This is a genomic window from Reyranella sp. (assembly GCF_036558665.1).
Taxonomy (GTDB): Bacteria; Pseudomonadota; Alphaproteobacteria; order Reyranellales; family Reyranellaceae; genus Reyranella.
In genome coordinates this window covers 72348-82908 of sequence record NZ_DATBFE010000067.1, presented here as the reverse complement: position 1 = coordinate 82908, position 10561 = coordinate 72348, and the positions used below count along the sequence as shown (strand labels likewise).

Sequence of the window (10561 nt, the reverse complement as noted above, 5' to 3'; positions counted from 1 at the left end):
CGTGCTCGAAGTGGCGGCCGCAGGCGGCCACAACCTCCTGATGGTCGGCCCGCCCGGCTCCGGCAAGTCGATGCTGGCGGCGCGCCTGCCGGGCCTCCTGCCACCGCTCGAAGCGGAGGAGGCGCTGGAAGCCACGATGGTACGGTCGCTGGCGGGCGAGACCGGCGACGGCCGCCTGTCGCGCCGCCGCGCCTTTCGCGATCCGCACCATTCGGCGACGCTGCAGGCCCTGGTCGGCGGCGGTGCGCGGGCCAAGCCGGGCGAAGTCTCGCTTGCCCATCATGGCGTGCTGTTTCTCGACGAATTGCCCGAATTCAGCCGTGCCACCCTCGAGGCACTGCGCCAGCCGCTCGAAACCGGCCGCATCACGGTTGCGCGCGCTGCCGCCCACGTGACCTATCCGGCGCGGTTTCAGTTAGTGGCGGCGATGAATCCCTGCCGCTGCGGACACCTCGTGGAGGCGGGCCGTGGCTGCGGGCGGGCGCCGCGCTGTGGTGTCGACTACCAGGCCAAGCTTTCGGGACCGCTGCTCGATCGCATCGATCTCTGTATCGATGTGCCCCAGGTCGACGCCGCCGATCTCGCCCTGCCCCCGCCGGCAGAAAGCTCTACCGACGTGGCCGCGCGGGTGGCGGCGGCGCGCGCGGTCCAGCGCGACCGGCTGGCAGGCCTCGACAAGAAGGGCAAGCTCACGGAGATCGAGGCCGAGCCCACGGCCGGCCTGCTGTCGGAGCGCGCCCGCAACTGGAGCAAGCCGCGCTGCAACGCCGATACCGATGGCGCGCTGCTCGCGGCCATCGCCGAGCCCGATGCCGACGGCCGCGCTCTGTTGACGCGCGCGGCCGAACGGCTCGGCCTCTCGGCACGCGCCTGGCACCGGACCCTGCGCGTGGCGCGCACGCTCGCCGATCTCGACGGCTCCGCTGCCGTACGCCGGCTGCACGTCGCCGAGGCGCTTTCCTATCGCCGCGCCGAAGCGCGGAGGGCGATGGCCGCGTAGCCCGTCAGAGCGATACCACCATCCCGTCCTCGGCCGCCTCGCAGCCGAGCGAGCCGCGGCGCGCCAGCATGTCCGGGCTCATATGGGTCACGATCACGCGCTTTGCGCCGATGGCGGGAAGGTGGGTCGAGAGCGTCGCATAGTCGAGGTGGAACTTGATCGCCTTGTCGAAGAAGTAGGCCTCGGCAACGAAGAGATCGGCACCGTGCGCGGCCTCGGCCAGTGCGTCGACCCATTCGGTATCGCCGGAATAGCACAGGACCTTGCCGTCGACGGCGATGCGCAAAGCGAACGGCGGCGCACCGCAGGGATGCTTCATGAGATAGGGCGTCACCTCGATACCCTCGATGCCATGGGCTTCATGTGGTTGCATCTCGCGCACATCAAGCGCGAAGCGGCGTTCGACCTTGGCCGAGCCCGGAAAGAAGGTCTCCATCGCCATCTCGAGGCGGCGAGCGAGACCCGGCGGTCCGGCGACGACCAGGGGCGCGGTGCGGCGGCTGACGAGCTGGGCGTCGAGAAGGAAAAACGGCAGGCCGCCGAAGTGATCGCCATGGAGATGCGAGATGACGATGGCGCGAACCATGTTGGGATCGATGCCGAACTTGCGCATCGCGATCATCGAGGAGACGCCGCAATCGACCAGGAACGCGCCCTGGCGATCGCGCACCAGGAAGCAGGTGTTGAACCGGCCGCCGCTGCCGAACGCGTCGCCCGATCCCAGAAACTGCAGTTGCATCGGCGGTCGCTCCTTCGCACTTCTACCGCTGTAGTGGCCCGGCCGGCCGCGCTTGCCAAGCTGTCGATGATCTCGCCAGGTACCGACCGCGGCCTGCGCACCGCCGCTATTGCAGGCCAGAACTGCGATTCGGCCTGTCTCGGCCGTCGCTTTCAGATCACGGGGGCGCGACGCCCACGCCACTGGCGGCCCGGAAGGCGATGGCGTAGAAGGCTGTCCGCCCGAGGAGAGGCGTTGATGCGCGCTGCGTTTGGCCTGGTTGTTTTCGCCTTTTGTCTCGGCGCCGGCGTCGCGGCCGCGCATGCCGCAGGCCATGGCCCCTTTCTGGAGGATCTGAGCTGGACCGAGCTGCGCGACGCGCTGGCCGCCGGGACGACGACCATCATCGTGCCTGTCGGCGGCACGGAGCAGAGCGGTCCCCACCTCGCCCTTGGCAAGCACAACGGGCGGGTCAAGGTCCTCGCCGGTCGCGTTGCCACGACCCTGGGCGATACGCTGGTCGCGCCGGTCGTGGCCTATGTGCCCGAAGGCACTATCTCGCCGCCGAGTGAGCATATGCGCTTTCCGGGCACGATCTCGGTGCCGGTCGCAGCCTTCAAGGGAGTCCTCGAAGGGGCTGCGCTCAGTCTCAAGCAGGCCGGCTTCACGCATATCGTGCTGATCGGTGACCATGGCGGCTACCAGACCCAACTGAAGGAGGTTGCCGAACAACTGAACCGGCTGTGGGCCGGCACCGCTGCGCACGCGCATTTCATTGCCGCCTACTACGACGCCACGCAGGCCGCCTATGTGCAGGCCCTGCGCGCCAGGGGAATCGGCGCCGACGAGATCGGCACTCATGGAGGCGTCGCCGACACATCGCTCGAACTGGCCACCGATCCGGCGATGGTACGGATCGACAGGCTGGCTTCGGCCCGGGGCGCGAAGAGCGGCGTCGACGGCGATCCGCGGCGTGCCAGCGCCGAGCTCGGCCAACTCGGCGTCGAGCTCATCGTCAGCGACACCGTAGCGGCAATCAGGAAGGCGCGGCGGGAGAAGCATTGATTTCATGAAAGCGAATCGTCTTCTCGTTCTTCCCGCGCTGGCCGTCGCCTTTGCAGGATGGTGGGCCGCGGCCCAAACGAGCCCTCCGACTCCTGCCGTCGCCGAGCCGGTCGTCACGGTTCCCGGCATGCCGCCGGTGGTCGACCCGACCAACCTCTACAGCGAGACGGCCGCCGACAGGATGAGCCCGGCGGTCGAGGGTGCACTGCCGCGCATCTACGTTCCCAACCGGCGGGCCAACAGCGTGACGGTGATCGATCCAGCGACCCTGCAGGTCGTCGACACCTTCAAGGTCGGCTACAACCCGCAGCATGTCGTGCCGTCATGGGATCTCAAGACGCTGTGGGTCGCCAACAACGCCGAGGGCCGCACCGACGGCAGCCTGACGCCGGTCGATCCGCTTACCGGCAAGCCGGGCGAGGCGATCCCGGTCGACGATCCCTACAACCTCTATTGGACGCCCGACGGCCGCTACGCGATCGTCGTGGCAGAGGAGCATCGGCGCCTCGACTTCCGCGATCCGCACACGATGAAGTCCGAATTCTCGCTCGCCGTCCCAAAATGTGGCGGCGTCAACCACGCCGATTTCTCGATCGACGGCACCTATGCCCTGTTCACCTGCGAGTTCGACGGCGCCGTGACCAAGATCGACATGGTCAACAAGAGCGTCGTCGGCACGCTGGTCCTGACACCCTACTACCAGCGCGCGGACGTGGTGGCGCAACTCGAAATATTCGAGAAGAAGCCAGCGATCGTCAGCGATTCGTTCGAACTCGGGGGAGCCATTTGCGCCACGCGCGGCATGCCGCAGGACATTCGCGTCTCACCCGACGGCAAGCTGTTCTATGTCGCCGACATGCTAGCCGACGGGGTGCACGTGGTGGATGGCGCGTCGTTCCGACAGGTCGGCTTCATCCCGACCGGCCTGGGCGCGCATGGGCTCTATCCCAGCCGCGATGGCAAGCTGCTCTACGTCGCCAACCGCGGCAGCAACAAGATGCTCGGGCCGCGGCGCGGCAAGGGCAGCGTCTCGGTGATCGACTTTTCGACCCAGAAGGTCGTCGATTTCTGGCCGGTCCCCGGCGGCGGCAGCCCGGACATGGGCAACGTCTCCGCCGATGGCAGATACCTCTGGCTGTCGGGCCGCTTCGACGACGTGGTCTATCGCTTCGATACATCGACGGGCGCCGTCGATCAGGTCAAGGTCGGCCGCGAGCCGCACGGCCTGGCGGTCTGGCCACAGCCTGGCCGCTACTCGCTCGGCCACACCGGGAACATGCGCTGAAGCGGTCGGTCGGTGGCTGGTCAGGGCGTGCGGTCGGCGCCGAAGCCGGGCCGCGCGCCATGTGACACCGGAATGAGGTCGCCGCCCAGCATCCGTCGCAAGAGACCCCACAGGCCGCGCGGCTCGATCAGGATGATCACGATCGAAAGAGTCCCCAGGATGATGAGATGCCAGGTGCCGAGCTGGGCGAGATACTCGCGCAGGACGAAGAACAGCACGGTTCCCAGGATCGGCCCTTCGAGGCTGCCGATGCCGCCGATCACGACGTTGAAGATGACGAACACCGTCCAGTCGATGATGCTGAACGAGGCCGGCGGCGAAATGCGCAGCTTCTGCAAGGTGATGATTGCGCCGGCGAGGCCGAGGAACGGGGCGGTCCAGAGAAAGCAGACGATCCTGGCGCGCACCAGATTGACGCCCATTGCACCCGCGGCCTCCTCGTTGTCGCGCATCGCCGTCAATCCCAGTCCGATGCGCGAGCGCAGCAAAAGGTAAGTGCTGGCGAATGCGACCGCCGCCAGGGCGAAGGCGAGCCAATAGATGGTGGCAAAGCGCGCATCGGGGCGCGTGCCGAACTCGCGCGCGACGCGGACCGGCAGGCTGACGCCCGAGCCGAAGCCGAAATTCGGCAGCTTGCCCGCGATCAGCATCAACACCTCGGCCACCACCCAGGTGCCGACCGCGAGATAGGCCGCGCGCAGGCGGAAGACGATCACCATCGCCGGCAAGGCGATGACGAAAGCGGTCAGCGCGGCCGCGGCGAAGGCGAGATATGGATCGAGGTCCAACAGGACCACGGCGCCATAGAAGGCATAGGCGCCGACGCCGACGAAGGCATGCTGCCCTACGGTCACGATGTCGGCGTAGCCTGCCAGCAGATTCCACATCAGGGCCAGCACCAGCAGGCAGAGGAACTCCGTCAGCACCGTGAGGCCGCCGGGGTCGAGGAAAGAGGGAGCGGCGGCGAGCGCGAGGGCGGCACCGGCCAGGACGAAACGGCCGCTTGCGATCGAGAGATGCTGGCGCCTGGGCAACGACCGCTCCTAGTACCGTGGCAGAAGGCCCTGGGGCCGCAGCAGGAAAACGACGAGGAAGACGAGGTGGCCCGCCAGCACCTGCCAGGCGCCGTCGATCTGGCCGCCCAGCGTCTGGGCGATGCCGAGCACGATGCCACCGAGCAAGGTGCCGCGCAGGCTGCCCAAGCCGCCCAGAACAACGACCTCGAAGGCGATCAGCAGCCGGCTCGGCCCGCTGGTCGGGTCGAAGTTCATGCGCAAGCCCATGAAACAGGCGGCGACCGCCACGGTCACGCCGACGATGCCCATGGCGGTGGCGTAGATCCGCACCGACGACAGGCCGATCAGGTTGGCGGCCGCGACGTCATCGGCAACGGCGCGGATGTTGGCGCCGATCCTGGAGCGATAGAGCAGCCAGTCGAGACCCAGCACGAGGGTCACCGCGAGCAGGAAGGTCGCGACCGGCAGGACGCCGACATAGAGGCCGCCGATATGTAGGCTCGACGTATCGAGACGGCCGGCCGACAGGGTCCGCGTGTCGGCGCCGAAGCCCTGCAGCAGGGCGTTCTGCACGATGATCGAGAGGCCGAAGGTGACGAGCAGCGGCAGCAACGCGCTTTGGCCGATGACCCGTTGCAGGAGGACGCGCTGCAGCAGCCAGCCGCCGGCAAAGGCCACGGGGAGCACCAGCAAGAGCGCCAGCAACACGTTGATGTGCAGCGCCGCGGCGACGACGAGCAGCAAGAACGACACGAGGACGATGAAGTCGCCGTGGGCGATGTTGACGAAGCGCATCACGCCCACCGACAGAGAGAGGCCGAGCGCGAAGATCGCATAGAGGCCCCCCAGCAGCACGCCTTGGATGACGAGGTTGAGGTACGTGACCAGCATGCCGCTTCAGGATCCGAAATAGTGTCGCGTGATGGTATCGCGGTCGAAATCGCCGGGCCGCCCGGACAGCGAGATGCGGCCTTCGAGCAGGCAGTAGAAGCGGTTGGCGACTGCGAGGGCGCGGCGGATGTCCTGCTCGACCAGCAGCACGCCGATGCCGCGCCGGTTGATCGACAGCAACAAGGCATAGAGATCGTTGACGACCGTCGGCGCGAGACCGAGGCTGATTTCGTCGCACAGCAACAGGCGCGGGTCGGCGAGCAGCGCACGGCCGAGCGCCACCATCTGCTGCTGCCCTCCGGAGAGCTGCCAGGCGGGCTGGCGCCGCTTGTCGCGCAGCATGGGGAAGAGGTCGAACACCTCGCCGAGGCCGACGTCGCTGCTCCGGCGGCCGGTTTGCCACCCGATCTCGAGATTCTCCTCGACCGTGAGCGTCGGAAACAACCGACGGCCCTCTGGCACGAGGGCGATGCCCGACGCGACGATGGCGGGCGTGGGATTGCTCGCGATGTTTTGGCCGGCAAACAGGATGCGCCCTTCGATGCGGTCGACCTGCGCCACGATCGCTTTGAGCAGTGACGATTTGCCCGCGCCGTTGGCGCCGATGATCGAAACGATCTCGCCTGCGCCGACCGCAATATCGATGCCGTGCAGTGCCCGGAACTGCTCGTAGTATACCGACAGCCCCTCGACTGAGAGCAGCGCGCCGGCGCCAGACGAGGTCATTGCCGCCTCATTCGCCGAGATAGATGGTTCTGACCCGCATGTCGGCCAGCACGGTCTCGGGCTCACCGATGGTCACGAAGGTGCCTTCATGCAGCACGGCGATGCGATGGCAAATCCGGCGCAGCGCGCGGATGACGTGCTCGATCCAGACGATCGCAGTGCCCTCGGCGTGCACGCGCTGGATAATGCCGAGCAGGGTGTCGACCTCGGCGTCCGTCAGGCCGCCCGCGATCTCATCGAGCAGCAGGAGCCGTGGTCCGATGGCGAGCGCGCGGCACAACTCGAGCCGCTTCAGGTCGAGCAACGTAAGCTGCCCGGCGGGCCGCGCGTGATCGGCCGCGAGGCCGCTCAGTTCCAGCATCGCCTCGGCCTGCTCCCGGGCGGCGCGGATGCTCTTGCCGGCGCCGTGCACGGCGGCGGTAAGGACATTCTCGAAGACGCTCATGTGAGCAAATGGCTTGGGGACTTGGTATGTCCGTCCGATGCCCAGTCGACAGCGGTCCCAGGTCCTGAGCCCGCCGATCTCGCGACCGTTGTAGCGAATGGTGCCGGCGGACGGCTGCAACACGCCCGCCACCAGGTTGAACAGCGTGGTCTTGCCGGCGCCGTTGGGCCCGATGATGCCGAGAATCTCGCGGTCGCCAACGGCGAGGTCGAGCCCGTCGATCACGGTGAGGCCGCCGAAACGCTTGCCGAGACCGGCGATTTCCAGAACGGTCGAACGCTCGGTCATTGCCCAACAGGCTACGCTAAGCAGCGGGCCGCGCTGCCCGGCGCCTAGGCGATCGGCTCGGGCTGCCCGCCGACCGGGATCTGCGTGGCGTACTTGTTGTCGACGATGACGAGCTCGAGCGGCCACTTTGTGCCCTTGCGCCACTGGCCGCCGACGACCGGCGTCAGCGACGTGTTGGGGAAGGGGCCCTTCTTGAAGTTCACCGGTCCGACCACCGACTTGTAGTCCATATCGCGCAGCGCATCGCGGACGGACTCGTGCTTGTCGAGGTCGTGGGTGCGCTTCAGCGTGTCGAAGGCGGTCTCGAACAGGGCATGGCGGAACCCCAGCCCCATCGAGGCCTGCCGGCCGCTCACCTTCTCGTATTCGTCGGCGAGCTCGGCCGAGCTCTGGCCGGTCATGCCCGAGGAGAACGGATGGAAGCGCGACCACCAGACCTCGATGCTGAAGTTGATGGCGCGGTCGCCGAACGGATAGACCCCGGGCGGGAACTCGGCGACCTTGCCAGGCGTCACCAGCTTGGGCTTGAAGCCCTGCTGGGCGCTGCTGTTCCAGAACACGGTGAACTCGGGAGACGGCGTCACCGTGAGGACGGCCTCGACGCCGGCCGCCTTGAAGGCCGAAATCTGGGCGTCGAAGTTGTTGGCCGGCAGGTCGAACCGGCCCGGATCGACGATGGTGAAGCCCGCCTCCTTGATCGGCGGTGGCATGACGTGGGCGAAGGCATTGCCGTCATTGTCATTAGGCCACAGGACGCCGAGCTTCTTGTTGGTCGGGATGCGAGTCCACATCGCCAGCATGGCGTGGATCACCTCGTCGGCCGAGAAGAAGTAGTTGTAGGTCCACTCGAATCCCTTCTTCGGGTCGCCATGGCGGCCGAAGAACCAGGGCTCGAGCGGCGCGTCGTTGGAGACACAGGGCACGCCGTTCAGCTCGCACTGGTCGGAAACCGGATTGACGGTCTCGGGCGTCGCGAAGGCGCACATGATATCGACCTTGTCCTTGAGGATCAGGTCGCTCGCCACCTCGGATGCACGATTGGGATTGGACTGGCTGTCCTTGACGAGGATCTCGAACTGCCGGTTGGCGCCGGCGATCTTGAGGTTGCCGCCGGTCGCGCGCTTGACCTGGTCGAGCACGAACGGGATGTGCTCGGAGAACAGGCTGAGCGGGCCCGTCTGCGGGGCGACAAGACCGATCTTCAATGTCCTGGGCGCGGCGAAGGCCGGTCCATCCACGATCGCGGCCGCCCCCGCGGCCGCCATGCCCTTGAGAACGGTTCGCCGACCACTGCCGCCGATGGTGCGCATGTTTGTTCCCTCCCGACCGCCGCGTTGTCTTTCAAGCATTATCGATACCGAAGTAAAAATGTCGATATTTTTGTTGACAGTCGATCATCGCCGCCGATCATCGCTGCGAAGGCCGGGATCTCGGATTGGCGTGGCCCGGCGGGAGGATGGGATGGGCAAGATCGTTGCTGCCGCCGTCGTCAGCCATCAACCGGGAATCATGTTGCCGAGCGCCATGCGGCTCGAGCTGTACGGCGGCACGGACACGTCGCTGATCGCCGGGTTCGAGGAGATGCGCCGTGAGCTTGATCGCGCGGCGCCCGACACGTTCATCATCTTCGACACCCACTGGTTCACCACGATCAACCACATCCTGGCGGGCGCAGCGCACTACAAGGGGCTGTACACGTCGGAGGAACTGCCCGAGTTCCTGTCGGACTTTCCATACGACTATCCCGGCGCGCCCGAGCTTGCGGCGACGATCGCCAAGGCCGGAGCGGCCGACGGCATTCGGGTGCTCAACTATGACAAGACCAACATCCCGCTGCATTACCCGACCATCAATCTGGTCCACTACCTGCGCAGGAACGAAAAGATCCTGTCGATCGGTACCTGCCAGGCTGCGCAATGCCACAACTTCCTCGACATGGGACGCGCGATCGCCGAAGGCATCGCGCAGACCGATTGCCGCGTGGCGTTGCTGGCGGCGGGCGGGATGAGCCACAGCTTCGAGCCGATGGACACCATGCTTGCGCATATGGCGCCGGACCCGGGCCTGGTCGCATCGGCCGAGGCGCGCGAGATGGACATCGAGGTGCTGAAGCGTTGGGCCGACGGCGACCATGCCGGCGTGATCGCGCTCTATCCAAAGTATCGCCAGTTGAACCCGGAAGGGTTCTTCGGTCACTATCTCATGATGGTCGGCGCGCTGGGCGGACCACGGTGCATGGCGCCGGGGAGAAGAATGTCGGAATACGAGAATGCGGCCGGCACGGGCCAGGTCCATGTCTGGTTCGACGTTGCCGCGTGAACGCGGGACGCCTGTGATCAAGGCCGTCGCGGCATCGGACGAGAGGGATCGGCAGCAGAGGCGCAATGCCAAGACGCTGATCGAGTACGCCTACAAGCGGCTCAAGACCAACATCATCCGCGGTCATCTCGCGCCGGGGTCGAAGCTCAGGATCGAGCGGCTGCGCACGGAGTACGGCGTTGCCTCCAGCACGCTGCGCGAGGCGCTGTCGCTTCTGGTCGCCGACTCGCTGGTCACTGCCGAGGGTCAGCAGGGCTTTCGCGTCGTCCCGATGTCGATCGAGGACTTCCGCGAGATCTGCAGCCTGCGCAAGATGATGGAGACGCTGGCGTTGCGCGAATCGATCGCCAACGGCGACGAAGACTGGGAGGCGGGCGTGGTCGCCGCCTTCCACAAGCTCAACCTGCTCGACTTCAGACGCCTCAACAGCTCGGAGGCGCTGGTCGATGCCTACAACGAGCGCAACCATGCCTTTCACGAGGCGCTGGTCGCGGCCTGCCGTTCATCCTGGGTGCGGCGCTTCCGCAGCGTGCTTTACGACAATGCGCGGCGCTACCGCCATCTGTCGGTTGCCAAGGGCGGCATCAGGCCGAACATCCAGTCCGAGCACCGCGCCATCATGGAGGCGGCACTTGCGCGCGATGTCGAGTTGGCGTGCCGGCTGAGCGAGGAGCATATCGATCTGACGCTTCATCGTCTGGCGCAGTTCCCGGCGGCGGAGATCGCGGCGGGCTTCCCCGGCTTGCCGCGGCGCGGCGCGGCGGCCGCCGCGGCACGGCTGCGCGCTCGGGAGGCAGTCCGCTCCTGA

General features: G+C 66.9%; 11 protein-coding genes. 5 read left to right on the top strand and 6 right to left on the bottom strand.

Annotation, left to right across the window (positions count from 1 at the left end; genetic code table 11):
• Positions 1-1000 (top strand): YifB family Mg chelatase-like AAA ATPase (locus VH499_RS10585; RefSeq protein WP_332052686.1); only part of this gene is annotated, 1000 nt, incomplete at its 5' end.
• 4 nt (positions 1001-1004) lie between these two features.
• On the opposite strand, the gene VH499_RS10580 is transcribed toward VH499_RS10585, so the two are convergent.
• Positions 1005-1739 (bottom strand): MBL fold metallo-hydrolase, encoded by a 735-nt coding sequence (locus VH499_RS10580; protein WP_332052685.1) that lies wholly within the window; start codon positions 1737-1739, stop codon positions 1005-1007.
• 237 nt (positions 1740-1976) lie between these two features.
• Here VH499_RS10580 and VH499_RS10575 point away from each other — a divergent pair, with 237 nt between their 5' ends.
• Positions 1977-2783: a creatininase family protein gene (locus tag VH499_RS10575; RefSeq protein WP_332052684.1), complete on the top strand. Its 807-nt coding sequence runs from the start codon at positions 1977-1979 to the stop codon at positions 2781-2783.
• 4 nt (positions 2784-2787) lie between these two features.
• Entirely contained in the window at positions 2788-4068 is a 1281-nt protein-coding gene (locus tag VH499_RS10570; RefSeq protein ID WP_332052683.1) for a YncE family protein, read from the top strand.
• Between the two features lie 20 nt (positions 4069-4088).
• Here VH499_RS10570 and VH499_RS10565 read toward each other — a convergent pair whose 3' ends face one another.
• The 5 genes from VH499_RS10565 to VH499_RS10545 are packed head-to-tail and all read right to left on the bottom strand — an operon-like array spanning position 4089 to position 8744.
• Positions 4089-5102 carry a branched-chain amino acid ABC transporter permease gene (locus VH499_RS10565; protein ID WP_332052682.1) on the bottom strand — a complete coding sequence of 338 codons (1014 nt, stop codon included), beginning with the start codon at positions 5100-5102 and terminating at the stop codon, positions 4089-4091.
• 9 nt (positions 5103-5111) lie between these two features.
• Positions 5112-5975 (bottom strand): branched-chain amino acid ABC transporter permease, encoded by an 864-nt coding sequence (locus VH499_RS10560; RefSeq protein ID WP_332052681.1) that lies wholly within the window; start codon positions 5973-5975, stop codon positions 5112-5114.
• 6 nt (positions 5976-5981) lie between these two features.
• Positions 5982-6701 (bottom strand): ABC transporter ATP-binding protein, encoded by a 720-nt coding sequence (locus VH499_RS10555; RefSeq protein WP_332052680.1) that lies wholly within the window; start codon positions 6699-6701, stop codon positions 5982-5984.
• A 7-nt stretch (positions 6702-6708) separates the two neighbouring features.
• The gene (locus VH499_RS10550; protein ID WP_332052679.1) at positions 6709-7434 is read right to left on the bottom strand and encodes an ABC transporter ATP-binding protein; all 726 of its coding nucleotides are present in this window, start codon (positions 7432-7434) and stop codon (positions 6709-6711) included.
• 44 nt (positions 7435-7478) lie between these two features.
• Entirely contained in the window at positions 7479-8744 is a 1266-nt protein-coding gene (locus VH499_RS10545; RefSeq protein WP_332052678.1) for an ABC transporter substrate-binding protein, read from the bottom strand.
• Positions 8745-8895: 151 nt separating this feature from the next.
• Between VH499_RS10545 and VH499_RS10540 the strand changes: the two genes are divergently transcribed.
• Both VH499_RS10540 and VH499_RS10535 read left to right on the top strand, forming a co-directional pair.
• Positions 8896-9753 (top strand): hypothetical protein, encoded by an 858-nt coding sequence (locus VH499_RS10540; protein ID WP_332052677.1) that lies wholly within the window; start codon positions 8896-8898, stop codon positions 9751-9753.
• On the top strand, positions 9728-10561 hold the full coding sequence (locus tag VH499_RS10535) for an FCD domain-containing protein (RefSeq protein WP_332052676.1): 834 nt from the start codon (positions 9728-9730) through the stop codon (positions 10559-10561). Before VH499_RS10540 ends, VH499_RS10535 begins: the two co-directional genes overlap by 26 nt.